Consider the following 24,138-nt stretch of genomic DNA (forward strand, 5'->3'; position numbering starts at 1 on the left):
CGCGCCAGATAGGCCGAGACGCCCCCCGGTTCAATGTTTGCGGGCGATAGGCCGCAGCGACAGCCGCAGAACGGGCCTCAAGTAGCGCAAGGCGCGATAGGCCCCGAACAAAGAAAAGGGCGGCCCGTTTCCGGACCGCCCTTCCCTGTCGTGTCTAAACCGAAGCTTAGAAGCTGTAGCGCAGCGAAGCCATGATCGTGCGCGGAGCGCCGACGTTGGCGAACGGGCGGCTGTAGCCCAGTTGGCCCGGCGTGGCCGAAGCGCGGCTGCCGATGCTGCTGTAGTACTGCTCGTCGAACAGGTTGGTGACGTTCACCTGCAGGTAGGTGCCTTCCAGACCCAGGGTCGAGAAGTCGAAGCGAGCGTCCATATCGACGACGGTGTAGGCGTCGACCTTCAGATCGTTGACGTCGGTGACCCAGCGCTCGCCGGTGTACTTGCCCTGAACGCCAGCCGAGAAGACGTCGTTGAACTTGTACGAGGCGCGCAGCGAGAACATTTGTTCCGGCGTTTCGACCTGCTTCTTGCCCTTGGTCGGCAGACGGTTGCCGTTACGATCGTAAACGTAGTCGTCCTGCAGTTCGCTGTTGAGCAGCGAAACCGTGCCGTACAGGCTCAGTTGCTCGATCGGCGACCAGCCGATGGAGCCTTCGAAGCCGACCGTTTCCACCGAGCCGACGTTGCGGTCGACGAACTGGTCCAGATCCGAGTCGAAGGTGCTGACGATGCGGTTGTCGAACTGGTTCTGGAACACCGACAGCTGGGCCACGATGGTCGAGGTGGTGTAGCGGTAGCCCAGGTCGAGGTTCTTCGAGGTTTCCGGCTGAACCGTCGGGTTGCCGAGCGAGCCGTCAGCCAGACGCGTGGTCGAGTACAGGCTGTCCGTACGCGGAGCCGACAGGGATTCGCTGTAGCTGCCGAAGACCGATTGGCCTTCGCCGAAGCGGTAGGTGGCGCCGACGTTGGGCAGGATGTCGTCGAACTTCACCGTGCGCTGGAACGGCTTGATGTACTGGGTGCCGCCCTTCGAAGCGAAGGTCACGTTGCCGTTGGCCAGCGTGGCGTTCGGCACTTCAGTGGTGCAGACCACGTTCGACGAAGCGTTCTGCGTGTAGCAGTACTGGTTCAGTTCACGCTCGAAGAAGGGAGCGCGAACGCCCAGGGTCACCGTCAGGGCTTCTTGCAGGAAGCGGCCGCGGTATTCCGCCGAGAACTGGTTCAGCGAAGCGATCGACTTGCGGTTACGCGCCTGAAGGGCGAAGCCGTCCAGGTTGACGACGCGGTTGTCTTCTTCGTTGCGGCCGCCGAAGTCGTCGACGAACGTCGGGTTCGAGGGGTTCGAGAAGTCGATGAAGCCGTAGTTGCCGGTCTGGCGGTGACGACCCCAGTCCAGGGCATAGGCCGCGCGCAGACGGTGGTTCTCGTTCAGGTCCCAAATCAGCGAGCTGTTCAGGCCATAGCGGTGCGTGTTGGTCACCGACGGCGTGTGAACGCGGACGCGGTCCAGGGTGTCGCCGTCGCCGTTCAGGTCAACGCCGCCCGTGGTCTTGGTGCCGCGCAGCAGGGCGTCGGTTTCCGACAGAACGGTTTGCTGGCTGCCGCCGGCGGCCAGGGTGTACTGGAACGAGGGGTCGACCGTCAGGGTCAGGCCGTCGCGCAGGGTGAAGCGCGAGGTGCCGCGGATGTTGCCCGTGTTGGACGGGTTGATGCGCAGGCCCCAGTAGTTGGCGCTGTTGCTGTCAACGTCGGCCACGCCGGCGCGAACGGTCGGTGCGGTGTAGGTGCGGTCGAAGTCGACGCCCCAGCCGAACGGGCTGGTTTCGACATCGCTCTTGCAGACCTGGGTCTTGGCGACGTCGCAGAAGCCCGTTGCAGTGGCCAGGTTCGGGCCATTGTAGTTGTAGTTCTTGTTGACGTTGTAGTGGCCAGCCAGCGAGATGAAGTCGCCGTTGTCGCCCAGCGGCTGATAGATGCGGGCGTTGTACTGGGCCTTCTCGAGGTTACCGATGCCCTTGAACTTGTCGTAGTCCTGATACGAGGCGGCGAACCAGGCCGAGGTGCCCCAGGGGCCGACTTCGCCCGTGTCGATCAGGCCCATGACGCGGCGATAGTTGAAGTCGCCCAGCGAGCCCTGGACCCAGCCGCCGAAGTCCGCAGCCGGACGGCGCGTGACGTAGTTGATGGTGCCGCCGGTGGCCGATGCCGTGGGGCTGTCAACGTCGGTCGAACCGGTGTTGACCGAGGCGCGCTCGATCAGTTCCGGGTCCATCTGCTGGTTGGTGTAGGAAGCGTAGTTGCCGGTGTCGTTGAGCGGGATACCGTCGAAGGTCAGCGAGACGCGGTTTCCGTCAAAGCCGCGCAGACGGATGTTGCCGCCCGACGAGCCATAGGGGTCGGCGTTGGTGAAGCTGAGGCCCGGCGTCAGGTTCAGGACCTGCAGGATGGTCTGGCCCGCACCCTGGGTGGCGATGAATTCCTGGTTGATCGTGTTGCGGGTCTTGGCGACCGTTTCAGCAACGGCCAGACCTTCGATGTTGCGCGGGCCGCGCTGGCCGGTGACGACGACGTCGCTGACTTCCGTAGCTTCGGTGCCGGTCGACTGGGCCGAGGCGGCGCCGGCCATGAGAAGGCCGCTCATAAGGGCGGTGGTCGCCCAGAAGAGCTGTTTGCGGTTGGTCATCTGTTGGTATCCCCAGTGATGAAGGCGTAGCGCCATGACGGCAGGCCGTGGCGCCTGTCGAGATGGGCTGGGCCTTAAGGCCGCTGCGGGAAGTTTGGGCGACAGTCGTGTGACAGTGATATGACAGCCCTCAGGGGTGGCTATATCGTCACACCCCTGTGGATGAATCTCTTGACCCGTCCAAGCGGCGTCAGACGCGAAGGGCGAAGGCGTCGGCGATCAGGCCTGCGGTCGAGCGCATGGCCCGCGGCTCATGATAGTTGCCGTTGATCTGACTGCGGGCGATGACATGGGCGCGGAAGGCCGTGAACAGCTTGGGATCGGCGGCGACCGGAGCGCTCCAGAAGCCGTCCAGCGGCTGCTGGTCGGTCAGCCCCTCGAAATCGAAGAAGGCGTCGCCCATCACCTTGACCGGGGTGCGGAAGCCCAGAGCCGACAGAGCCGCGCTGGAGTTATTGACCACCATGCCCCGCGACGCGCGGCACAGTTGAGCAAGATTGCCGCCGTCGATGAAATCGACCCGGTCTCCCAGACCCCGCTCCACCGCCAGGCAGCGGGTCATGTGCGCCAGATCCGAAAGGCCGGGATCGAGCGGATGGTTCTTGACCACCAGCCGGCATTCCTTCGGCGCATGACGGGCGAAGCTGCCCATCACCTCGGCCAGGAACGCCATGTTGTCGGCATAGGATGAGTATCGCAGCAACTGTGCATCGCCTTCACGCTGCAGACAGGCGATGTAGAATGGCCCCCGCGCCTGGATCACATCAGCGTCGCAAGAGCGTTTCGGGCGCGTCGCCAGACCGAAATAGCGCCGGATGTGACCCAGGAACTGCCGCCAAGGCGAGACCGTGTAAGGGTGGCGATAGTGCGGGAAGGCCGCCCAGCCGAACGGCTGGACCGCATGATAGAAGCTGATGTTGAAGACGTGGTGCGGCAAGATCTTGCCGACAGGACGCGTCACCGGCAGCTCTGGTCCCGGCATCGGATAGCCCTCAGCCGAGCGCGGCAGGGCGCTTGACCCATTCACCCCGTTTCTTTCCAGCGTGATCCAATCCGGACGGAAGTAGCCGTTCTCCAGCACCCATATGCGGGCGCCGAGCGTTTGAGCCTGGGACAACACCCCCTGATTGTAAGGGCCGCCCTCGCCAAACACGATTATGTCGGTAAAGGTCTGCGCCAGTTCACGGACGCGGCCAGGCCAGTGCCGGACATCCTCGCGGAACATGACGCCGCCAGGCCGCCGCCAGGTCGCCAGGTCGCCTGCATTGAAGATCATGCGTGACGCCTCGCCGCCACGGGCGACGACGGCATCGGCCAACAGACGCCCGAACCCCCCGAACGGCGCTGTGACAATCAAAAACCGACGATCACGCAGGTCCGCACACACCAGGGGAATGGCGTTCGGCTGATCAGGATCAAATGGCGCGAGCAACCGCTGTGTATCTTTCCAAGGAACAGCCTCTTCCTAGTGCCAAGCCCCCTGCTATGACAAGGCGGGCTGCGCGAAGAATACGGTTCTGCTTGATACAAGAAAAGGCCGCCAGCTCATGCCGAGTCCGGCGGCCGCTTCTCTTCGACACTCCCGAGCGATGGGCCCCGGAACTGACCTCTCGGTCGCTCCGGGGCTCAAGGCTTAGAAGTTGATGTCGACGGTGGCGCGACGGTTCAGCGGCTCGCGCACGCCGTCAGCCGTTGGCTTGGCCAGGTTGGCTTCACCCTTGCCGTCGAGGGCGATCACGCCGCCGTTGACGCCTTGGGCGACCAGGGCGTCCGCGACGGTGCGCGCACGACGGTTGGACAGACCCAGGTTGTAGGCGGGCGAACCCGAGGTGTCGGTGTAGCCGACGACCAGCACGCGGGTCGGAGCGCCCGACTTGGCGTAGTTGGCGGCTTGCGTCACCACCGAACGAGCTTCCGTCGTCAGGTCCGAGCGATCCCAGTCGAAGTAGACCACGAACTGACGCGCAGCCGGCTTAGCCGGAGGCGGCGGAGGCGGCGGGGGCGGCGGGGGCGGAGGCGGCGGCGGGGGCGGAGGCGGCGGGGGCGGCGGCGGGGGTGCAGCCGGCTCGGCGCCGAAGGCGTAACGCAGGCCCAGGGTCACGGTGTGCGACTGGTCATAGTCGCCCTCCCATTCGCCGAACGGGATAGCCCCCGTGCCAGCCACAGCCGATTCGAAAGCCATGTCGCCGGTCAGGTAGCGGTAGGTCAGGTCAATATTGGTGCGGTCACCCACAGCCCAAGCCAGACCAGCGATCGCTTGAGCAGCGAACTTGGTTGACGTGTCATCGGCAGAGAAGGACACCGCCGGGCTGGCGCGCAGACGACCCGTAGCGTCGGTATTGACGCGGTTCAGGCCGACGCCGAGACCAACGAAGGGACGGATGCCCCAGGCCGAGTAGCCAAAGTCATAAAGAACGTTGGCCATCAGCGTCGTCGACGTGATGTCGCCTTCAGGCGAGTAGCACGGGCCGGTCGCCGGGGTCGAGTTGCACAGGCCCTGCGTGCCGGAAACGGCGCGCACCGTGCCGATGTCGCCCGAGCGGTAGCCGCCCTCGAGCTCAACACGCCAGTTTGGGTTGAAGCGGTAGCCGAGACGAGCAAACGCCGCCCAGCCGTCGTTGACTTCCCAGTTCCAGTTGGCGCTGGTCGTGGACGATTCCGCGTTGATGTCGTCGATGATATGGTAGCCGGCGTCGACAGCGCCGTACCAGCCGTCCGGCTCAGCCGACGCCGCGCCGGCTGCGAACAGTCCGGCCGCGGCGACACTGGCGAGAAGTTTCAGCTTCATGGTGTCCTCACACTTCAAGTTGATCCGAATGCCGACGCACAAGGCGATAGCGCTCAAGGGGCCGAACGAGGCGGGACGGCTAGGGTTCCGATGCTGGTCGAAGGATTGTGACGACTGTGGCGCCATTTCAACACAAACGCCCGTTTTGCCACTCAATCCTGCCTGCTAAGACCGTAGCGAAACAAAACGGAGACCATTCATGACGATCAGGTTCGACGGCCAGGTGGCGATCGTGACGGGCGCGGGCGGTGGTTTGGGCCGCGAACACGCCCTGGCTCTGGCGGCGCGGGGTGCCAAGGTGGTGGTCAATGATCTGGGCGGCGCGCGCGACGGCTCGGGCGGCTCAGCCACGGCGGCCGAGGCCATGGTGGCCGAGATCGAGGCCGCGGGCGGCGAGGCCATGGCCAATGCGGCCTCCGTCACCGACGCGGCGGCGGTCGAGGCCATGGTCGCCGAGATCATGGCCGGCTGGGGCCGGATCGACATTCTGGTGAACAACGCCGGCATCCTGCGCGACAAGTCCTTCGCCAAGATGGACCTGGCCGATTTCCAGCTGGTGATGGATGTCCACCTGATGGGCGCGGTTCACTGCACCAAGGCGGTGTGGGAGATCATGCGAACCCAGAATTATGGCCGCATTGTCATGACGACATCGTCGTCCGGCCTGTTCGGCAATTTCGGCCAAGCCAACTACGGCGCCGCCAAGATGGCCCTGGTCGGCCTCATGCAGACCCTCGCCATCGAAGGGGCCAAGAACGACATCCGCGTCAACGCCCTGGCCCCGACCGCCCACACCCGCATGACCGAGGACCTGCAAGGTCTGCCGCTGGAGGCTCTGGGGCCGGACCTGGTGACGCCCGGTCTGCTGCATCTGGTCAGCCGCGACGCCCCGACCCGCGCCATCCTGGCCGCCGGCGCCGGCGGCTTTGAGCGCGCATACGTCACCCTGACCCAGGGCGACTTCGCCATCGGCCCGGACGCCGCCGAACAGGTCGCCGCCCGCTTCGACGCCATCTCGGACCGCACCAACGAGATCGTGCCCGAGATGGGCGCCGCCCAGGGCATGATCGAACTGACCAAGGCGAAAGCTGCGCTTTCTTCTTAGAGAGGCCTATCGCGCTTCGCGCTACTTGAGGCCGACGCGTCTCTAGATCAGGACACGGCGCCTCGCTGGCTCGTTTACTTCTGCGAAGGCGCCTTGCGTTGCCCCGACGTGAGGCGCCTATCCTCTCATCGTTAGGCAGGAAACGCGCTTACCGCAGCGCGCGTCCGCATCGCGGCGATAGCGCCCTCTTTTGCGCTCAAGCAGCGAGCGACCGCGTCGCGAGCGTAGCGCCCAAAAAACGAGAAAGCATTTCTCCATGCGTGAAGCCGTCATCGTCTCCACCGCCCGCACCCCGATCGGCCGGGCCTATCGCGGGGCCTTCAACGACACCCAGGCGCAACAGCTCGGCGCCCATGCGGTAAAGCACGCGGTCGCACGCGCCGGCGTCGATCCAGCCGAGATCGAGGACGTCGTCATGGGCGCGGCCCTGCAACAGGGCTCGACCGGGACGAACGTAGCGCGTCAGGTGGCGCTGGCGGCGGGTCTCCCCTCCTCCGTGCCGGGCATGAGCCTGGATCGTCAGTGCGCTTCGGGCCTGATGGGCATCGCCACGGCGGCCAAGCAGGTCATCTTCGACCAGCAGAAGATGGCGGTCGGCGGCGGGCTGGAGAGCATCTCCCTGGTGCAGAACCAGCACATGAACCTCTATCGGATGAAGGACGAGGCGCTGCTGAAGCTGTCGCCCCACATCTATATGTCGATGCTGGAGACCGCCGAGGTCGTCAGCCGTCGCTATGGCATCAGCCGCGACGCCCAGGACGTTTACGCCCTGCAGTCGCAGCAGCGCACGGCGGCGGCCCAGGCCGCCGGTCATTTCGATGCCGAGATCGTGCCCATGACGACCTCGATGCTGGTCATGGACAAGGCCACCGGCCAAACCTCGTCGCAGGAAGTCACGCTGGGCAAGGACGAGGGCAACCGGCCGGACACCACGCTCGAAGGCCTGCAATCGCTGAAGCCCGTCTTCGGCGGCGGCGAGGAAATCCAGCAGGGCGAGTTCATCACCGCCGGCAATGCGTCGCAGTTGTCGGACGGCGCCTCGGCCTGCGTCATCATGGAGGCGGGCGAGGCGGTGAAGCGCGGCCTGCAGCCTCTGGGCGCCTATCGCGGCATGGCCGTGGCGGGCTGCGAACCGGACGAAATGGGCATCGGCCCAGTCTTCGCCGTGCCCAAGCTGCTGAAACGTCACGGCCTGACCATGGACGACATCGGCATCTGGGAGCTGAACGAGGCCTTCGCCGTGCAGGTCCTCTATTGCCGAGACAAACTCGGCATCCCCAATGACCGGTTGAATGTCTCAGGCGGCGCCGTCTCCATCGGCCACCCCTACGGCATGTCGGGCGCGCGGATGACCGGCCACGTCCTGATCGAAGGCAAGCGGCGCGGGGCCAAGTACGGCGTCGTCACCATGTGCATCGGCGGGGGCATGGGGGCTGCCGGATTGTTCGAGATCTACTGAAGCCCTTCGCACTCGGCGGCCCGCCGCACCTCCATCGCTGCGAACCAGCGCTGGCGCAGGACGGCGGGCCGACCGGGATAGCGGTCTTCCAGAAACTCGGCGTCGACCACCCGGTCGGCGCGGAAGCTGCGGAAGTCCTCGCGCGTCTCGCACCAGGCGATTAGCAGACGCGCCCTCTCGTGATAGCCGATCAGGCAGGGCCAAATGACGCGCGTCGTCTCTCGCCCCTGCTCGTCGGCGTAATAGAGCCGCAGCTTGCGCCCGGCGTGAATCCAGGCCCGCACCTGGGCCAGATCCACAGTCTCCATCTTCTGCTCCCACGGCGGCGGCGTGGCCACTGAAGGCTCCAGCACCACCGAGCGCAGACGTTCCGGCACGATGGCGGCGATCTTGGCGGTCAAGTCACGCGCCGCGCGGGCCAGGGCCGGATCGCCGCGCGCCGCCACCCATTGCGCCCCCAGCACCGCCGCCTCGATCTCATCGGACGTCAGCATCAGCGGCGGCAGGTCGAAACCGCCGTCCAGCACATAGCCCAACCCCGCCTCGCCTCGGATCGGCACCCGCTGACCCAGCAGGGCGGCGATGTCGCGATAGACGGTGCGTTTGGAGGTCTCCAGCTCGGCCGCGATGGCGTCGGCCGTCACCGGACGCGTGGCCCGGCGCAGCACCTGGATGATCTGGAACAGTCGGTCGGCGCGTCTCATGTCCCCACCCTGGCCGAAGACTGCTGACAGCATGGTGGCAGCAGGGTGTCAGTAGTCAAGACGGACCGCCGCCGACGCTCCGTCGCGGCGCGATATCTGGGAGGATTATCGATGCTGACCCTGTTCCACGCCCCCTGGTCCCGTTCCTCGCGCCTGGTCTGGCTGGTCGAGGAGCTGGGGGCCGATTGCCGCATCGAATATTGCGACATCCGCCGCATGGACGGCACGGGCGCCGCCGATCCCAGGAACCCTCATCCCGACGGCAAGGTCCCGGCCCTGCTGCACAACCGCGCCCTGATCACCGAATCGGCGGCGGTCGCCCTCTACCTGACCGGCCTCCATCCCGAGGCGGGTCTCGGCTTCCCCCCGGCGTCGCCGCAGCGCGGTCCCCTGCTGACCTGGATGTTCTGGGCCTCGGGCGAGCTGGAGCCGTCGCTGTGGAACAAGATGACCGGCGCGGTGGACGCCGACGCCTATGCTCGTGCCCGTTACGACGCCGCCATGACCCGGCTGCTGGAGGCCCTGTGGGAAGGTCCCTGGCTGATGGGCGACCGCTTCACCGTGGCCGACGTCCTGATCGGCAGCACCGTGGCTTGGGCGCGCGAGCACCTGCCCGAAAGCCCCCTGCTGGACGCCTATGTCGAGCGGCTGGCGGCGCGTCCCGCCCACGCCCGCGCCCTCGCCCGCGACGGCACGCCGCCGCAGTACGCCGAGGCCAGCTAGGCCGCAGGTTCGGCCGCGTCGGCGACCACTTCGTCGTCGGCGCGGATCGCGACCTTCTTGAGCGCCCCGACATAGCTGTCGCGCCATATCCCCACGTCGGTGTCGCGCACCACCTGCATCAGCGCCTTCCATTTTCGGATGCGCTCCTCCAGGGGCATGGTCAGGGCCGTCTTGATCGCTTCCGACAGCTCTTCACGGCTGAGGGGATTGACCAGCAGGGCCTCGCCCATCTGCTCGGCGGCGCCGGCGAAACGCGACAGGATCAGCACGCCGGGATCCTCGGGGTTCTGGGCCGCCACATATTCCTTGGCCACCAGGTTCATGCCGTCGCGCAGGGGCGTGACCAGGCCGACCTTGGCCGCGCGATAGAGCCCCGCCAGCTGATCCCGCCGGAAGGTGCGGTTCAGATAGCGGATCGGCTGCCAGTCCATGTCGGCATAGGCGCCGTTGATCCGCCCGGCCAGGGCGTCCAGCCGCCCGCGTATGTCCTGATAGGTATCCACGTCGTCACGCGAGATCGGCGTCACCTGCAACAGGAAGACCTCGCCGCGCATGGCGGGGTTGTCCTCGAGGAACTGCTCGAAGCCCAGCATTCGCTGCTCCAGCCCCTTGGAGTAGTCCAACCGATCCACGCCGACGATCATCGAGCGGAAGGCCGCCGAGGCCGCCATCCGGTCGTAGGTCTTGCCCCCCAGCACCGAGTCGCGCGCCGCCAGGAAGCCGTCCACATCGATGCCGATGGGGAAGACCCCGCATTGAACCCGACGGCCGAAGGCCTCGATCACATGGTCGGGCGACACCCGCCCCCGCGCCTCGACCTCGACGTAGCGCTCGAACAGGCCGAGCCATTCATGAGTATGGAAGCCGATCAGGTCGAAATAGAACATCGACTCCACCAGCCGGCGATGATGCGGCAGGGTCACCAGCAGCTGGCGCGCCGGCCAGGGCGTGTGCAGGAAGAAGCCGATCCGATTCTTCACCCCCAGACGGCGCAGGTCCCGCGCCATCGGGATCATGTGATAGTCGTGGATCCAGATGATGTCGTCGGGCTGGATCAGCGGCTGCAGCACCTCGGCGAAGCGGCGATTGGTCCGTTCATAGCCCTCGCCATAGGACCGCTCATAGGCCGTCAGATCGACCCGGTGATGGAAGAGCGGCCACAGGGTCTTGTTGGCGTAGCCGTTGTAATATTCGTCGACGTCCTGCGGCTCCAGATCGACGGTGGCGACGGTGACGCCCGCCCGGTCCTCGATGTTCAATTCGCCGGTGAACTGCTCGACCGTTTCGCCGGACCAGCCGAACCACAGGCCGTCGTATTTGCGCAACGCCGCTGACAGGGCCATGGCCAGCCCCCCCGCCGAGCCCGCCGCCGGGTCCTTGGGCGCCGAGACGCGGTTCGAGACGACAATCAACCGGCTCATCGCGCGTCCTGCCATGAACGACTGAGCAGGACCGCGCAGTTGATGATCCCGACCAGGGAATAGGTCTGCGGGTAGTTGCCCCACAGCTCCCCGTCCTGAATCGAGATATCCTCGCTGAGCAGACCCGCGTGGGTCCTTTGACTGAGCATTTGGTCGAAGATGGCCCTCGCCTCCTCCGTTCGCCCATTCAGATGCAGGGCCTCGATGAACCAGAAGGTGCAGAAGTTGAACGCCGTCTCCGGCTCGCCGAAGTCGTCGGGGTGGATGTAGCGGAACAGATAGGGGCCGCGCTTCAGATCCCGCTCCACAGCCTCGAAGGTCTTGACCTGACGCGGGTCGCGGGCGTCGAGGAAGCCCAGATCGGTCATCTGCAACAGAGAGGCGTCCAGCTCTGTCCCGCCGAAGCTGGCGGCGAAGCGGCCTTCCTCCGGCAGGTAGGCCTCGGCCTCGATCCGCGCCCGAATCAGCCGCGCCCGCTCGTCCCAGAGCTCGCCCCGCTCAGTCAGCCCCAGATGGCGCGCCGCCTTGGCCAGCCGGTCGCAGGCGGCCCAGCACATCACCGAGGAATAGGTATGGACCCGGGCGATGGTGCGGAACTCCCACAGGCCCGCGTCCGTCTGGTCGTGCATGGCGAAGGCGCGGTCGCCGACCTTTTCCAGGGCGTGGAAGTCGTCGATCGTGCCGGGCCTCAGCATCCGCTCGTCGAAGAAGGCCTGAACCAGCGGCAGGACGATCTGGCCATAGACGTCGTGTTGCAGATGCTCGTGCGCCTGATTGCCGACGCGCACCGGCTTCATCCCGCGATAGCCCTCGACGCTGTCGACGATCCGCTCGCCGATCGCCGCTTCCAGACCCACGCCATAGACGGGCTGGACATGGCCGCCTTGAGCGTCGTCCACCAGATTGCGCAGGTAGCCTAGGTAGTTCTCCAGGATGTCCACCGCCCCCAGCCGGTTCAGCGCCCGCACCGTGTAATAGGCGTCGCGCACCCAGCAGAAACGATAGTCCCAGTTGCGCCCGCTCTCCGGGAACTCGGGGACTGAAGTCGTCATCGCGGCGACGATGGCGCCGGTCTCCTCATAGACGCAGAGCTTGAGGGTGATGGCGGCGCGGATCACCGCCTCCTGCCAGTCCAGCGGCACATAGAGGGTCCGGGTCCACAGCTTCCAGTGCTGGATGGTCTGATCCAGGGCCGCCGAAACCCCCGCCATCACCGACTGGTCATAGCCCTCGTCCGGGCCAAGGAAGAAGGCCAGCTCGCCTTCCAGCCGGAAGGTCCGCTCGTTCTGGACATGGGTGACGGGGCAGTTGGTGGTCAGCCGCAGCGTCAGGTCGGTGCACAGATAGCGGATGTGGTTGGAGCCTGAGGTCTGCTCCGCCCGCCGCGCGCCCCAGTCCGCCGACGGCCGCAGCCGCACGGTGATGCGCGGCGCCCCCGACAGGGGTCGCACCACCCGCGCGAAGGCGATGGGGCGATAGATGCGCGAATGTTTCAAATGGCGCGGCGCGAAGTCGAGAATCTCAACCGCAGCGCCCCGCTCGTCCGTCATGACGGTGCGCAGGACGGCGGTGTTTCGCACATAGGCCTGCTCGATGGCGACCATGTCGGCCAGTTCGATGGCCCAGAAGCCATGCTCGGGCTCATCGCCGTCCATCAGGGCTGAAAAGACCGGGTCGCCGTCGATCCGCGGGGCGCAGGCCCAGACGAAGCGTCCCGTCCGGTCGATCAGGGCGCTGACCGAGCAGTTGCCGATAGGGGCCAGGTCGAGGTTGGGGCGAGTCATGGCTGATCTCCTTCGATCTGATCCAGCCAGTCGAGAACGGCCTCGACATCCTCCAACCGATAGCGGGCGGCGGTCGGGCGTTCGGTCCCCACCAGAACGCCAAACCCGCCCAGCCGCTCAGCCGCCTCGAACCCATGTTCGTCGGTCAGGTCGTCGCCGACCATGACAGGCACAGCCCCTTGAAACGGCGCCTCGGCCATGAAGGCGGCGAGCGCTACGCCCTTGTCCGTGCCGGGGGTCTTCAGTTCCAGCACCATGGAGCCCGGCTGCAAGGCCAACCCCGTTTCCTCGGCCAAGGAAGCCGCCAGGGCCAGGGCGTCCACCGAAACGTCGGGAGCTTGTCGATAGTGAAGACCCGCCGACAGCTCCTTGTCCTCCACCAGCACGCCCGGCCGGTTGGCGGCGAAGGCGTCAAACGCGGCCACCGCGCGGCGTACGGCGGGGTCCGGCGTCCGGTTGGCGAAGGAGCCGTCGCCGCGTCGTCGTTGCAGACCATGCACCCCCGAGGCCGCGCGGGCCGCGCCGTCGCTGATCCGGTCGATTTCGTTGAGGGTCCTCCCACTGACGATGGCCACGCGGCCTTGCAGCCTGTCCGTCAGCCGGGTCAGCACCTCAGTACGTCGCGCATCCGGCCCCACTGCGTCCGGCGTCGGCGCCAAGGGCGCCAGTACGCCGTCCAGATCGAGGAAGAGGGCGGGTTTGGCAAGGGCGACGGGCGGCTCAGGCAGACGTGAGGCGATCGCCTCGGATGCAGACGGCATAAGGTCCGAACTCGTTTCGATGCTGTTGTCGAGACTGTTGGGAACGCACCCGGGCCCGGAAGGTTGTCCGCCGAGGTGACAATTCCGCTACGGCCCCGCCATTGTGCGAACAATCCAGATGGGGCAATTCGCAGATGCGCCACGAAGAACCGCCGCAGCGGTCCGGCGCCTCAGGAGCCTGCCCATGCCGAACACGCTTCACTCGTCGCCGGAACAGATCGCCGCGATGACCGGCCGAGCACGCGAGGTCGTGCGGCTGAACATCGAGGCTCTGGAGGCGCTGGAGCGCTCCATCGACGTCTCGATCGCCCGCGCCTGCGACATCATCCTGTCGCGCCCCGGCTATCTGGTCGTCACCGGCATGGGCAAGTCAGGCCACATCGGCGGCAAGATCGCCGCCACCCTGGCCTCGACCGGCACCAACTCCTTCTTCGTGCACCCGGCGGAAATGAGCCACGGCGACTTAGGCATGCTGCGTCCTGACACCACGCTTCTGGCCATCTCCAACTCGGGCGAGAGCCGCGAACTGCGCGACCCCCTGCTCTATTGCCAGCGCAACGATATTCCGGTCATCAGCATCACCCAGCGGGCCAGCAGCTTCCTGGGGCGTCACTCGGCCGTCAGCCTGACCATGCCCAAGGTGGCCGAGGCCTGCCCCAACGGTCTGGCGCCGACCACCTCCACCCTGATGACCCTGGCCATCGGTGACGCCCTGGCCATGGTGCTGATGGATCGTCGCGGCTTCACCCGGGAGGACTTCGGCCTGCACCACCCGGGGGGCGCCCTGGGCATGAGCCTGCAGAGCGTCCGTGAGTGGATGGGCGACAATGCCGCCACCCCCGCCAGCGTGCCGCTGGACGCCAGCTTCAGCGAAGTTGTCTCGGCCATCAGCGCTGGTCGCAAAGGGGCCGTCGCGGTCCTGCATTCCGATGGCAGCCTGGCGGGGGTTATCACTGACGGCGACATCCGCCGCGCCTTCTCCAGCGACATCACGGCGATCCACGCCGAGGACATCATGAGCCGCAGCCCGATCACCGTGGAGCCAGACGCCCGCATGAGCGACGTGGTCGACCTGTTGAGCGCCAACAAGATCGCCAACCTGTTCGTGATTGAGAACAACCGCCCAGTCGCCGTCATCCACATCGCCGAACTAATGCAGGCCGGCTACGTCTCCTGATGACCCACGACATTCTTTTTGACGCCAGCCGCCTGCTGAGCCGGACCGACCGCAGCGCGCCGACCGGCGTCGACCGTGTCTGCCTGGCCTATGCCGAATGGCTTATCAGTCACCCGGATTACCGGATGGTGCCCGTTCGCTCGCGTCACGATCAGTTGGCGGCCGTGGATCAGCAATGGTTCCGTGAGTGCATGGTCGCGCTGCGCCGCCGCTGGACCGGCGGACCGCCCGAACGCGACCTTAACGCCCACGAGCGTCGCCTATTCGCCGCCCTGGAAGCAGAACAACCGACCGCGTCGATCATCGGCGAGGCCCCCGACCCGCTCAAACCGGAAAAAAAGCGAAAAAAGGTTCGCGTCTGGAAACAGTATTTCCGTTCTCGCGGGATCGTCGCGCCGCCGCCGGCCCAGCTCTATTTCAACGTCGGCCACTCTAGTCTGAACACGCCCGACATCCTGACCAGCCTGAGCGCTCAGGGCATCGAACGCGTCGTCATGCTGCACGACCTGATCCCCATCACCCATCCAGAATTCTGCCGCCCCGGCGACGGCGACAAGCATCGGCGCCGGGTATTGACCGCCCTGCACCACGCCTCTCGCATCCTGGTCAACTCTCAATACACTGCTGACGAAGTGCTGGCTTTCGCCGATCGTGAAAAGCTGAAGGCGCCGCCCGTAGAGGTCGCTCACCTGGGTCTTGAGCCGGTCTTCATGAAGAGCGCGCCAAACGCGACGCGCCGTCCCTATTTCGTCCATGTCGGCACGATCGAGGCCCGCAAGAACCTGGCCTTCCTGCTGACGGTCTGGCGGCGCCTCCAGGAATGCATGGGAGACAAGGCGCCACGGTTGGTGCTGATCGGCCGCTATGGCTGGGAGAACGAGGCCGTGCTGGACCACCTGCAACGCTCGCCCAATCTTCAGGGCCTGGTGCATCAGGTCGAGAACCTGCCCGACACCGCATTAGCGGACCTGATGCGCGGCGCCCAGGCGGTGCTGGCCCCGTCCTCCGTCGAGGGCTTTGACCTGCCGGCGGTCGAGGCTTGCGCCCTGGGGGTGCCGCTGATCGCTTCGGATATTCCCGCGCACCGCGAACTGGTGCCGCAGGCGACCCTGATCGACCCGCTGGACGGACTGGGCTGGTTGAAGGCGTTGGAAGCGGCGACGCTGCATCGCCCGACCGCACCCGCCTATCAGGCTCCGACCTGGCAGTCGCATTTCCAACAGATAGGGGATCGTCTTCTGCCCCCTCTGGCGGCGACAGCCGTCGCCGGGTAAGCATCAGACGAACTTGAAGCGAGCTGCAATGACCCGTACCGCCGCCAGTCTGATGATCGTCGCTCTTCTCGCCGGCTGCTCGACGCTCCCGCGTGACGGGCCCTCCGGCATGGGGGTGGTGAAGAGCGCCAGCACAGAGCAGCAGCAGGGTGACTACGCCCTGGTCAATCTGGACTTCGCGCTCAGCGAGCTACTGAAGGCGGCGCCGCAACGCTCCTTCAGCACCCTGGCGCTGGCCTCCAGCGAAGCGCCGACGGACGTCATCGGCGTGGGCGACACGCTGGCCGTCAGCATCTTCGAGCCGAGCGGGGGCCTGTTCGGCGGCGGGAGTTCGAGCCGCAGCAGCGAAAGCGGAAACCAGACCCTGCCGCCCCTGGTGGTGGATCGGAACGGCGCCGTGCCGGTTCCCTTCGCCGGATCGGTTTCGGTTCAGGGCTTGACCCCGGCCCAGGCTTCCGCCGCCGTACGCCGCGCCCTGGTCGGCAAGGTCGCCAACCCCCAGGTCATCGTCACCATGGCGGGCAACACCTCCAACGCCGTCACGGTGCTGGGCGAGGTGCGCAACCCTGGCCGTCAGCCGCTGGCGGCCAACAACGATCGTATTCTGGACGTCATCGCCGCCGCCGGCGGCTCATCACGCTCCGTCTATGACGTCACCGTCCGCATTCAACGCGGCGGCCAGACCTATTCCGCCCCGATGTCGATCGTCACGACCGAGTTCAACGAGAATGTGCGGCTGCAACGCGGCGACCAAGTCAATCTGGTCTACCAACCCCGCCGGTTCAGCTCCTTCGGCGCTTTCAACGCCGTGGCTCGCACCGACCTGCCGCCCGGCCCGCTGACCCTGGCCGAGGCGCTTAGCGGCGTCGGCGGCCTCGATTCTAATCTTGCCGACGCCAAGTCGGTGCTGGTCTTCCGCTTCGAGCGCCCCGAAGTGGCCCAAGCCCTCGGCATTCAACAGCCCGCTACCCCGCGCGGCGTGCCGGTGGTCTATCGCCTGAACCTGAACGAAGGCTCGGGCTTCTTCATCGCCAGCAACTTCCAGATCGAGCCTGACGACATCATCTATGCGCCGCGCGCCGGCGCCGCCGAGGCCCGCAAGTTCTTCGAGTTCGTGCAGAGCGTGACGCGCGTGGTCTATGACGTCTCGGTCACCAGCGCGATCAACGTCGACTAGTCGATTGCGCGTTCGCTTCGGCCGCAGCCGCTTCACCGACCCGCCCGCAGCGCCGGCGAGCGGAAGCGAAGACGCGAACGCTTCTACCGCCGATCTTCTGTCATTGCTTCAGGCGATCGAAGCGGCGGCGGGACGGGTCTATGGCCGACACGGTCTGCCGCAACAGCCGGGGCACTATCGTCGTCCGGCTGACAGCGACGCCTGGGAGCGTCTTGAAGACGCCCTGACCCCGGCCGAAAAATGGGCCCTGGTCAGCGCGCCCGACAGCGTACATTGGCGCTACAGCACCTATGAGGCCCTGGGAAGCGCGGCGGATGCGCCGGACGTGCGCCATGCCTCGGCGCTTCTGGCCGCTTGCCAAGGTCTTCGCCAACGCCTGAGTGAGCGCTCAGCCATCTCGGTCCAGGATCTTGCGGACTCCATTCGTCTGGGCGAGGCGTGGCGCCGCCTTGTCGAGGAAGCCGGCCCGATCGCCGCCTCGCCGACGGCGCTCAGGTTCAGCCCCCCTGACGAGCCGAGTTAACCTCCACCCTGCCCGACCGCCTCGGCCAGCAACTCCAGCGAGCGCACCCGCGCCGCGGGATCCCAGATCTGGCTGGTGACCATCAGTTCATCCGCGCCGGTCCTTGCGACGAAGGCCTCCAGACTTGCGCGCACCGTCTCGGGCGAGCCGACGGCGGAACAGGCCAGGGCGGCGTCAATCATGCCGCGTGCGGCGCCGTCCAGACGCTCGTAATAGCCCTCGACCGGGGCAGGCAGCTTGCCGGCACGGCCCGTTCTCAGATTGACGAAGGCCTGCTGGACCGAGGTGAACAGCAGACGCGCGGTCTCGTCCGTCCCGGCGGCGAAGACATTGTAGCCCAGCATGGCGTAGGGCTTTTCCAAGTGCTCGGACGGCCGGAAGGTCTGACGATAGACGTCCAGCGCCCGCATCATCTCGCCCGGCGCGAAATGGCTGGCGAAGGCGTAGGGCAGGCCCAGATGGGCCGCCAGCTGCGCCCCATAGGTGGACGACCCCAAAATCCATATCGGCACGGCCTGCCCCTCGCCGGGGTTGGCGATGATGCGCTGATCCGGCGTCGCGGGCGCGAACCACTGCATCAACTCCATCACGTCCTGCGGGAAGGCGTCCACGTCGCCCTGAAGCGTACGGCGCAGCGCCCGCGCGGTGGCCTGATCCGAACCGGGCGCGCGGCCCAGGCCCAGGTCGATACGGCCGGGGTGCAGGGCGTTCAGGGTGCCGAACTGCTCGGCGATGACCAGGGGCGCGTGGTTGGGCAGCATGACGCCGCCGGCCCCGACGCGGATAGTCTTCGTCGCCGCCGCCACCGCGCCGATGACGACCGAGGTCGCAGCGCTGGCGATGCCCGGCATGTTGTGGTGCTCGGCCAGCCAGAAGCGCTTGTAGCCGAGACGTTCGGCATGGCGAGCCAGGTCGAGAGTGTTGGCCAGCGACTGCGAGACATCGGAACCCTCGGGCACCGGCGCGAGGTCGAGAATGGAAAGCGGGATCATCCGCTCGATATGGGGCCGCGCGTCAGCGACGCCATAGCGGCGAGTGAAACAACTGACGATTTACGTCAGTTCGACGCCCGTGCTGCGCATGATCTCGGCGCGCAGTTCCGGCATGCCCGTGCCCTTTTCGGACGAGGTCACCAGCACGGCCGGGAAGGCGGCGGGGCGTTTCGAGATGGCCTTCAGCGTCTCCGCCTGGACCTTTTCGATCTCGCCCTTCTTCAGCTTGTCAGCCTTGGTCAGGATGATCTGATAGCTGACGGCGGCCAGGTCCAGGGCCTTTAGCGCGTCGTCGTCGACCTTTTTCAGGCCGTGACGAGAGTCGATCAGCAGATAGACTCGCTTCAGCGTCACCCGGCCGCGCAGGTAGTCGCGGCCCAGATCCTGAAACTTCTTCACCGTGGTCTTGGACGCTTTGGCCCAGCCGTAGCCGGGCAGGTCGACCAGACGCAGACGGCCGTCCAGGTCGAAGAAGTTGACCTCGCGCGTACGGCCCGGCTCGTTCGAGGCCCGCGCCAGCTTGTGCATCCCGACCAGGGCGTTGATCAGGCTGGACTTGCCGACGTTTGACCGGCCCGCAAAGGCGATCTCGGGCAGGTCAGGATCGGGCAGTTGTTCGATCTTGGCGCAGCCCAGGACGAAGGTGGCCGGGCGCGAGAACAGCACGCGCGCCTGCTCAATCTCGATGTCCGAGTATTCTCCGACCTTGGGCTCTGCCGACGGTTGATCCAATGGGTCAGGCTTTCTTGAAACGGGCGAGGAACGTGTCGATCGGGTTCTCGGCCTTGAAGCGGTGCATGATGACGTACTGCTGCGCGATCGAGAGGATGTTGTTCCAAGCCCAGTAAATCAGCAGGCCGGCCGCGAACGGGGCCATGATGAAGGTGAAGATGAAGGGCAGGAAGGCGAAGATCTGACGCTGCATCGGATCCTGGGCCGGCGGGTTCATCGACTGCTGCAGCCACATGGTCAGGCCATAGACGATGGGCAGGACGCCCAGGTGCAGAGGGCCGTTCAGCAGGGAACCGACCAGCGGCAGGGTCGCGGGGTCCCACGGAATGGCGCCGAACAGGTTCCAGATCGTCGACGGGTCGCGCGCCGACAGATCGCGAATCCAGCCGAAGAAGGGCGCGTGGCGCATTTCAATGGTGACGAACAGCACCTTGTACAGGGCGTAGAAGACCGGGATCTGAACCAGGATGGGCAGGCAGCCCGCCAGCGGATTGATCTTCTCCCGCTGATACAGGGCCATCGTCTCCTGCTGCTGCTTCTGCGGGTCGTCCTTAAATTTCTTTTTGATCTCCTCCATCTTGGGCTGGAGGGTCCGCATCTTGGACAGGCTTTCGTAGGACTTGTTGGCCAGCGGGAACATGATCAGCTTGACCACGACCGTCAGGGCCAGGATGGCCAGGCCGAAGTTGCCGAGAACGCCGTAGAAGAATTCCACGATCATGAAGATCGGGCGCGTCAGGAACCAGAACATGCCCCAGTCGATGGCGTAGACGAAGCGCGGCAGATCCAGGCTCTTCTCATAGCCGGCCAGGATTTCGTTGCGCTTGGCGCCGGCGAACAGACGTTGGGTCTCTTCAATCTGACGGCCCGGCTGAATGGTGCGGGTCGCGCCCAGCATGGCGGCTTCGTGAACGTTCAGACCGTCGGGATCGCGAACGGCGAAGCGGCCTTCGATGGCTTCCTTCTGGTCCGGGATGAGCGCGGCCATCCAGTACTTGTCGGTGATGCCCAGCCAGCCGCCGGTCGACTGCTTCTCAATGCGCGGCTTCTTGGCCCAGTCCTTGTACTTGACCTGTTCGGTGGTGAACTTGCCGTTCGCGCCGAAGGCGCCGATGGCGCCTTCGTGCAGGATCATCTGCTTGCCCAGATCAGCGGGCACGCCCTGGCGCTCGACGCGGCCATAGGGGGCGATGGTGATCGGCTGGCCGCTCAGGTTGGCCACGGTGTCGCTGACGGTGAAGACATACTGGTCATCGATGGCGATGACGCGCGTGAAGCGCAGGCCCTGGCCATTGTCCCAGGTCAGTTCAACCGGCGTGGTCGGGGTCAGGGTCGCGCCCTTGGTCAGGGCCCAGGGCGTGTTGGGTCCGGGAACGCCGCCGGCGACGTTGGGGCCGCTCCAGCCGAACTGGGCGAAGTAGGCGTGCTCCATGCCCTGCGGGCGGAACAGCTCGACCGGCGGAGAATTCTTGTCCAGCGTCTCTTTGTAATCGGTCAGGTACAGGTCGTCGATGCGCGCGCCCTGCAGCGACAGCGAGCCCTTGAGCTTGGGCGTCTGGATCGGCACGCGGGCCGCTGTGCCCAGGGCCTGGGCGCGGTCAGCCACGAAGGCGGCCGGAGCGGCGGAACCGGACGTCAGGCCGCCGTCGGCCGTCGCAGCCTGCTGCTCGGCGGCCACGACCTGCTGCTGGCGGCGCATCTCGGCCTGCGGGCGCATCACCATGAAGTAGTAAACGCCCATGATCAGGGCCGCGCACACAAAGAAGATAATGGTGTTGCGCGAATTCTCGTTCTGCATCGGGGTCAGCGGTCCTGGCCGGAGGGGCGCGAATCGTCAAAGGCGCGGGCGGGCGATTTCGCCGCATCTCCCATATCGGGAGCCGCACGCGGGGTTGCGAGCCTTGTAAGGGCCGATTTCACATCGTCAAGCAAGCGGTCCCAGTCGCGGTCCGCCGTGCCCATGCGGGCGATGAACACATAGTCGCAGCCGGGACGCCCGTGCAGGGGCGCCAGAAGCCGCGCAGCCTCGCGCAGGCGGCGTTTGCAGCGGTTTCGCACCACAGCTCCGCCCACCTTGCGGGTGGCGGTGAATCCCAGGCGGATCGCGGTCTGTCCGTCCTGGCGATCCAGTTGCTGGACCACCACGGCGCCGCGGGCCTGAGAAACACCTTTGGCGGCCGCCAGAAACTGGGGCCGCCGTGTCAGGCGATCGATTTTCATCGCATCGGTCATGCGCCCGCCCTGAAGGGTAATGGGCGCCTGACGCTAGGCCGTCAGGCGCTTACGGCCTTTGGCGCGGCGACGCATGACGATCTTCTGTCCGTTCTTGGTGGCCATCCGCGAACGGAAGCCGTGACGGCGCTTGCGCACGAGTCGCGACGGCTGATAGGTCCGCTTCACGTTCGGCTCCAGGGCTACAGGGTTTGGCAACGGACACAGTCATCCGGTGCAGGAGGCGGGCGTATAAGCGGCGGTGACGGACGAGTCAACGCCGACAAGCGATCCAACGCGTTGCAATGCGTCTGAAACTTCTAGGGAAGCTGGGCCGCGTCGGTTACGGAGCAGGGATGAACCGGGTCAAACGATTTCTGCCCCTCGCCGTCCTGCTGGCGGCGATCGCGCTGATCTTCGGCATGGGCTGGAACCGCTACCTGTCGCTGGACACCCTGCGCCAGCACGGCGCGGCGTTTCAGGCCCTGGCGGATCAGCACTATATCCTGACTCTGCTGGCGCTGATGCTGGTTTTCGCCCTGCTGACCGCCAGCGTGGTGCCCGGCGTGGTCTTCATCACCGTGACGGCGGGTTATCTATTCGGCCCCTGGGTCGGAGGGGTCTCTACGGCCTTCGCCGCCACCATAGGGGCCCTCGGCGTCTATTATGTGGGGCGCACCGCCCTGGGCGAAACCCTGCGCCGACGCGCGGCTCAGGACACCGGCCTGTTAAGGAAGGTCTGCGAAGGCGTGGACAAGAACACCTTCTGGTACGTCCTGGTGGCGCGCCTGGTCGTGTCGGTGCCCTTCCACCTGATCAATGTGGCGGCGGGCGTCATGGCCGCGCCCCTGCGCCCCTACATGGTCGCCACCTTCATCGGGCTTTTGCCGGCGCACATCATCTATTGCTGGATCGGGTCCAGCCTGAACGAAATCCTGATCCGCGATCCCGATCCGAACCTGGAAAGCCTGTTCGCCGAGTTCATCTGGCCCTTGATGGGCGTGGCCTTCCTGTCGATGTTGCTGCCCCTGGGGCTCAAATTAGTGCAGAAATGGCGGGCTCGGCACGGCATGGACGCCGCATGACGGAACGGAACGCGATCGAGACTCGACTGCCTACGCGCCCCCGCGACGAGACGGGCCTGATTGCACGCCTGCAAGCGGTGCGCCTGCCTGAGCTGCTGCCCCCGATTTGGCGCGAGCGCCTGACGCCTCGTGCGCCCGACGGGCTGTCCAGCCGCCTGCTGCTGCTGACCGTGGCCTTCACCCTGGCGGTCGCCGCCCTGATCATCGTGCCCAGCGCCGCCTCCTTCCAGGAGCGCTGGCTGATGGATCGGCTGCAGGCCGCGGAACTGGCCTCCGTAGGGGTCGAGGCCCTGCCCTATTCGGCCGTCGAGGATTCCACCGCCGAACAACTGCTCAGCATCGGCGGCGTCCAGTCCGTCGTCGTCGGCGAGCAAGGCGTACGCCGCCTGCTGCTGCAGGCCCCCAACCTGCCCCGCGCGCCGGATCTGATCGACCTGCGCCAGCGCAATGTCGGCGCCCGGCTGCTGGACCCGTGGAAGACCCTGTTCGGCCACCCTGACCGCTCCATCCGGGTGCAGGCCAAGCCGCGCTATCGTTCAGGTGACTTCATCGAGATCCTGGCCCCGGCCCAGCCGCTGAAAACCGAGCTGAAGTCCTTCCTGCTGAACAGCCTGACCATGTCGCTGCTGATCGCCGTGGTCGCGGGGGGTCTGCTCTACGCCGGCCTGTCCTTCCTGGTTCTGGCGCCCTTGCGCCGAGTGACGCGCGCCATCGAACGCTTCGCCGCCGACCCTGAAAGCCCCGCCGAGACGCCTTCGGACCGCAAGGACGAGATCGGTCGGGTCGAGCGCGAACTGGCGCGGATGCAGGAAGAGGTGCGCCAGTCCCTGCGCTCACGCGCCCGTCTGGTGGCCCTGGGCGAGGCGGTGGCCAAGATCAACCACGACCTGCGCAACATGCTGACCTCGGCCCAGATGGCGTCCGAGCGCCTGTCCAGCTCGTCCGACCCCCTGGTGGCCAAGGCCCTGCCCCGGCTGGAGCGCGCCCTGGGCCGCGCCGCCGCCCTGGCCCGCAACGTGCTGGAATACGGCAAGTCGGAAGAGGCCGCGCCGCAACGGCAGAAGATGCTGCTGGCCCGCGCGGTCGCCGTGGCCGCCGAGGACGCGGGGCTGGAGGAAGACGGCGTGCGTCTGGTCCGTGACCTGCCCGCCCGCCTCACGGTAAACGCCGACAGCGACCAGCTTCATCGCATCCTGGTCAACCTGATGCGTAACGCCCGCCAGGCCATCGAGAGCGATCCCGCGCGCGACAAGAAGGGCCGCATCACGGTCCGCGCCGAGGCCCGCGACGGGGTCGTCGCCGTGCGCATCACCGACGACGGACCTGGCATTCCCGACCGCCTGGCCGGACGGCTGTTCGAGGCCTTCGTCAGCGGTCGCGCCTCGGAGGGCACAGGCCTGGGCCTGACCATCTCTCGCGAATTGGCGGCCAACCACGGCGGCGAGCTGCGCCTGCTGAACACCAGCCCCGAGGGCACCACCTTCGAACTCCGGCTGCCGGTCTAAACGGCATTGCAGCCCTTGGCCTGACCCGCGCGTTGTT

The 24,138-nt window shown here is 66.3% G+C and carries 21 protein-coding genes; 9 read left to right on the forward strand and 12 right to left on the reverse strand.

What is annotated here, in order from left to right; all coding sequences use genetic code 11:
* Positions 1 to 166: 166 nt before the first annotated feature.
* The 3 genes from HNP51_RS11330 to HNP51_RS11340 all read right to left on the reverse strand — a co-directional run bounded on the left by HNP51_RS11330 (position 167) and on the right by HNP51_RS11340 (position 5,468).
* Positions 167 to 2,680, reverse strand: coding sequence for a TonB-dependent receptor (locus HNP51_RS11330; RefSeq protein WP_184269415.1), 2,514 nt, complete (start codon positions 2,678 to 2,680; stop codon positions 167 to 169).
* A gap of 190 nt (positions 2,681 to 2,870) precedes the next feature.
* Positions 2,871 to 3,956, reverse strand: coding sequence for a capsular biosynthesis protein (locus tag HNP51_RS11335; RefSeq protein WP_260398417.1), 1,086 nt, complete (start codon positions 3,954 to 3,956; stop codon positions 2,871 to 2,873).
* A gap of 357 nt (positions 3,957 to 4,313) precedes the next feature.
* On the reverse strand, positions 4,314 to 5,468 hold the full coding sequence (locus HNP51_RS11340; protein WP_184269411.1) for an outer membrane beta-barrel protein: 1,155 nt from the start codon (positions 5,466 to 5,468) through the stop codon (positions 4,314 to 4,316).
* Positions 5,469 to 5,667: 199 nt separating this feature from the next.
* Between HNP51_RS11340 and HNP51_RS11345 the strand changes: the two genes are divergently transcribed.
* Positions 5,668 to 6,573, forward strand: coding sequence for an SDR family NAD(P)-dependent oxidoreductase (locus HNP51_RS11345; RefSeq protein WP_184269409.1), 906 nt, complete (start codon positions 5,668 to 5,670; stop codon positions 6,571 to 6,573).
* A 256-nt stretch (positions 6,574 to 6,829) separates the two neighbouring features.
* Entirely contained in the window at positions 6,830 to 8,032 is a 1,203-nt protein-coding gene (locus HNP51_RS11350; RefSeq protein WP_184269407.1) for an acetyl-CoA C-acyltransferase, read from the forward strand.
* On the opposite strand, the gene HNP51_RS11355 is transcribed toward HNP51_RS11350, so the two are convergent.
* The gene (locus HNP51_RS11355; RefSeq protein WP_184269405.1) at positions 8,026 to 8,736 is read right to left on the reverse strand and encodes a YafY family protein; all 711 of its coding nucleotides are present in this window, start codon (positions 8,734 to 8,736) and stop codon (positions 8,026 to 8,028) included. The two genes, HNP51_RS11350 and HNP51_RS11355, sit on opposite strands and share 7 nt — an antisense overlap.
* A gap of 111 nt (positions 8,737 to 8,847) precedes the next feature.
* Between HNP51_RS11355 and HNP51_RS11360 the strand changes: the two genes are divergently transcribed.
* Entirely contained in the window at positions 8,848 to 9,459 is a 612-nt protein-coding gene (locus HNP51_RS11360) for a glutathione S-transferase family protein (RefSeq protein WP_184269403.1), read from the forward strand.
* On the opposite strand, the gene HNP51_RS11365 is transcribed toward HNP51_RS11360, so the two are convergent.
* Genes HNP51_RS11365 through otsB form a run of 3 tightly spaced genes read right to left on the reverse strand, consistent with a single transcriptional unit; the run spans position 9,456 to position 13,425 of the window.
* Entirely contained in the window at positions 9,456 to 10,880 is a 1,425-nt protein-coding gene (locus tag HNP51_RS11365; protein WP_184269401.1) for a trehalose-6-phosphate synthase, read from the reverse strand. The genes HNP51_RS11360 and HNP51_RS11365 overlap by 4 nt on opposite strands.
* Positions 10,877 to 12,664: a glycoside hydrolase family 15 protein gene (locus HNP51_RS11370; protein WP_184269399.1), complete on the reverse strand. Its 1,788-nt coding sequence runs from the start codon at positions 12,662 to 12,664 to the stop codon at positions 10,877 to 10,879. The genes HNP51_RS11365 and HNP51_RS11370 overlap by 4 nt, the downstream gene beginning before the upstream one ends.
* Entirely contained in the window at positions 12,661 to 13,425 is a 765-nt protein-coding gene (gene otsB / locus HNP51_RS11375; protein ID WP_184269397.1) for a trehalose-phosphatase, read from the reverse strand. The genes HNP51_RS11370 and otsB overlap by 4 nt, the downstream gene beginning before the upstream one ends.
* A 184-nt stretch (positions 13,426 to 13,609) precedes the next feature.
* Here otsB and HNP51_RS11380 point away from each other — a divergent pair, with 184 nt between their 5' ends.
* From HNP51_RS11380 to HNP51_RS11395, 4 genes are read left to right on the forward strand one after another with little or no spacing between them, the layout of a single operon-like run.
* Positions 13,610 to 14,602 carry an SIS domain-containing protein gene (locus HNP51_RS11380; RefSeq protein ID WP_184269395.1) on the forward strand — a complete coding sequence of 331 codons (993 nt, stop codon included), beginning with the start codon at positions 13,610 to 13,612 and terminating at the stop codon, positions 14,600 to 14,602.
* Positions 14,602 to 15,876, forward strand: coding sequence for a glycosyltransferase family 1 protein (locus HNP51_RS11385; RefSeq protein WP_184269393.1), 1,275 nt, complete (start codon positions 14,602 to 14,604; stop codon positions 15,874 to 15,876). Before HNP51_RS11380 ends, HNP51_RS11385 begins: the two co-directional genes overlap by 1 nt.
* A gap of 28 nt (positions 15,877 to 15,904) precedes the next feature.
* Positions 15,905 to 17,053 (forward strand): polysaccharide biosynthesis/export family protein, encoded by a 1,149-nt coding sequence (locus tag HNP51_RS11390; RefSeq protein ID WP_184269391.1) that lies wholly within the window; start codon positions 15,905 to 15,907, stop codon positions 17,051 to 17,053.
* Positions 17,054 to 17,057: 4 nt separating this feature from the next.
* On the forward strand, positions 17,058 to 17,576 hold the full coding sequence (locus HNP51_RS11395) for a hypothetical protein (protein WP_184269389.1): 519 nt from the start codon (positions 17,058 to 17,060) through the stop codon (positions 17,574 to 17,576).
* Here HNP51_RS11395 and HNP51_RS11400 read toward each other — a convergent pair.
* From HNP51_RS11400 to rpmH, 5 genes are read right to left on the reverse strand one after another with little or no spacing between them, the layout of a single operon-like run.
* Complete coding sequence (locus HNP51_RS11400) at positions 17,573 to 18,568, reverse strand: LLM class flavin-dependent oxidoreductase (RefSeq protein WP_184269387.1); 996 nt, start codon at positions 18,566 to 18,568, stop codon at positions 17,573 to 17,575. The genes HNP51_RS11395 and HNP51_RS11400 overlap by 4 nt on opposite strands.
* Before the next feature lie 60 nt (positions 18,569 to 18,628).
* Positions 18,629 to 19,300, reverse strand: coding sequence for a ribosome biogenesis GTP-binding protein YihA/YsxC (gene yihA / locus HNP51_RS11405; RefSeq protein WP_184269385.1), 672 nt, complete (start codon positions 19,298 to 19,300; stop codon positions 18,629 to 18,631).
* A gap of 4 nt (positions 19,301 to 19,304) precedes the next feature.
* Positions 19,305 to 21,098 carry a membrane protein insertase YidC gene (gene yidC, locus HNP51_RS11410; protein WP_184269383.1) on the reverse strand — a complete coding sequence of 598 codons (1,794 nt, stop codon included), beginning with the start codon at positions 21,096 to 21,098 and terminating at the stop codon, positions 19,305 to 19,307.
* 5 nt (positions 21,099 to 21,103) lie between these two features.
* Positions 21,104 to 21,532 carry a ribonuclease P protein component gene (gene rnpA, locus HNP51_RS11415; RefSeq protein WP_184269381.1) on the reverse strand — a complete coding sequence of 143 codons (429 nt, stop codon included), beginning with the start codon at positions 21,530 to 21,532 and terminating at the stop codon, positions 21,104 to 21,106.
* 33 nt (positions 21,533 to 21,565) lie between these two features.
* Positions 21,566 to 21,700, reverse strand: coding sequence for a 50S ribosomal protein L34 (gene rpmH / locus HNP51_RS11420; protein ID WP_114818479.1), 135 nt, complete (start codon positions 21,698 to 21,700; stop codon positions 21,566 to 21,568).
* A gap of 167 nt (positions 21,701 to 21,867) precedes the next feature.
* Here rpmH and HNP51_RS11425 point away from each other — a divergent pair, with 167 nt between their 5' ends.
* Together HNP51_RS11425 and HNP51_RS11430 are read left to right on the forward strand one after the other, a co-directional pair.
* Positions 21,868 to 22,596 carry a TVP38/TMEM64 family protein gene (locus tag HNP51_RS11425; RefSeq protein ID WP_184269379.1) on the forward strand — a complete coding sequence of 243 codons (729 nt, stop codon included), beginning with the start codon at positions 21,868 to 21,870 and terminating at the stop codon, positions 22,594 to 22,596.
* A complete protein-coding gene (locus HNP51_RS11430) occupies positions 22,593 to 24,101 on the forward strand; it encodes a sensor histidine kinase (protein ID WP_184269377.1) in 1,509 nt (502 codons plus the stop codon). The genes HNP51_RS11425 and HNP51_RS11430 overlap by 4 nt, the downstream gene beginning before the upstream one ends.
* Positions 24,102 to 24,138: the final 37 nt, after the last annotated feature.

Source organism: Brevundimonas bullata (assembly GCF_014207965.1).
Lineage (GTDB): Bacteria > Pseudomonadota > Alphaproteobacteria > Caulobacterales > Caulobacteraceae > Brevundimonas > Brevundimonas bullata_A.

Coding starts and splice junctions, on each gene's coding strand:
- HNP51_RS11425 (WP_184269379.1), top strand. CDS start 21,868: ATGAACCGGGTCAAACGATTTCTGCCCCTCGCCGTCCTGCTGGCGGCG.
- yidC (WP_184269383.1), bottom strand. CDS start 21,098: ATGCAGAACGAGAATTCGCGCAACACCATTATCTTCTTTGTGTGCGCG.
- HNP51_RS11430 (WP_184269377.1), top strand. CDS start 22,593: ATGACGGAACGGAACGCGATCGAGACTCGACTGCCTACGCGCCCCCGC.
- HNP51_RS11340 (WP_184269411.1), bottom strand. CDS start 5,468: ATGAAGCTGAAACTTCTCGCCAGTGTCGCCGCGGCCGGACTGTTCGCA.
- HNP51_RS11360 (WP_184269403.1), top strand. CDS start 8,848: ATGCTGACCCTGTTCCACGCCCCCTGGTCCCGTTCCTCGCGCCTGGTC.
- HNP51_RS11390 (WP_184269391.1), top strand. CDS start 15,905: ATGACCCGTACCGCCGCCAGTCTGATGATCGTCGCTCTTCTCGCCGGC.
- HNP51_RS11385 (WP_184269393.1), top strand. CDS start 14,602: ATGACCCACGACATTCTTTTTGACGCCAGCCGCCTGCTGAGCCGGACC.
- HNP51_RS11355 (WP_184269405.1), bottom strand. CDS start 8,736: ATGAGACGCGCCGACCGACTGTTCCAGATCATCCAGGTGCTGCGCCGG.
- HNP51_RS11335 (WP_260398417.1), bottom strand. CDS start 3,956: ATGATCTTCAATGCAGGCGACCTGGCGACCTGGCGGCGGCCTGGCGGC.
- HNP51_RS11370 (WP_184269399.1), bottom strand. CDS start 12,664: ATGACTCGCCCCAACCTCGACCTGGCCCCTATCGGCAACTGCTCGGTC.
- HNP51_RS11380 (WP_184269395.1), top strand. CDS start 13,610: ATGCCGAACACGCTTCACTCGTCGCCGGAACAGATCGCCGCGATGACC.
- HNP51_RS11345 (WP_184269409.1), top strand. CDS start 5,668: ATGACGATCAGGTTCGACGGCCAGGTGGCGATCGTGACGGGCGCGGGC.
- HNP51_RS11400 (WP_184269387.1), bottom strand. CDS start 18,568: ATGATCCCGCTTTCCATTCTCGACCTCGCGCCGGTGCCCGAGGGTTCC.
- HNP51_RS11350 (WP_184269407.1), top strand. CDS start 6,830: ATGCGTGAAGCCGTCATCGTCTCCACCGCCCGCACCCCGATCGGCCGG.
- HNP51_RS11330 (WP_184269415.1), bottom strand. CDS start 2,680: ATGACCAACCGCAAACAGCTCTTCTGGGCGACCACCGCCCTTATGAGC.
- otsB (WP_184269397.1), bottom strand. CDS start 13,425: ATGCCGTCTGCATCCGAGGCGATCGCCTCACGTCTGCCTGAGCCGCCC.
- rnpA (WP_184269381.1), bottom strand. CDS start 21,532: ATGACCGATGCGATGAAAATCGATCGCCTGACACGGCGGCCCCAGTTT.
- HNP51_RS11365 (WP_184269401.1), bottom strand. CDS start 10,880: ATGAGCCGGTTGATTGTCGTCTCGAACCGCGTCTCGGCGCCCAAGGAC.